General features: G+C 68.4%; 1 pseudogene. It reads left to right on the top strand.

The features are described 5' to 3' along the window. Positions 1-297 (top strand): annotated as a pseudogene (locus AB0C16_RS41175) (hypothetical protein); the annotation flags it as partial.

Raw genomic sequence — 297 nt, 5'->3', positions numbered from 1 at the left:
CAACGACATCAACCGCTGGTTCGAGTCCATCAGCGAGACCGTCGACCGGCTGCACACCGTGCAGAAGTCACTGTCGGAGCAGATCGCCACGCGAAGCAGCGACATCCAGGGCAGCGACCGGCAGGTCGCCGCGATCAACATCGCCCTCGTCATCGCCCTGCTGCTCCTCGTCCTCGCGGTCACGACCGTGATGGCCCGCTCGCTGGTCCGGCCGCTCAGGCGGCTGCGCGGAGACGCGCTCAAGGTCGCCGACCAGACCCTGCCCGACCTGGTGAAGCAGCTGCGCGAGAGCGAGGC

It is taken from the genome of Nonomuraea sp. NPDC048916 (assembly GCF_040649575.1).
Taxonomy (GTDB): Bacteria; Actinomycetota; Actinomycetes; order Streptosporangiales; family Streptosporangiaceae; genus Nonomuraea.
The sequence above is the reverse complement of the archived record's forward strand: the minus strand, read 5'-3'. Positions and strand labels throughout refer to the sequence as shown.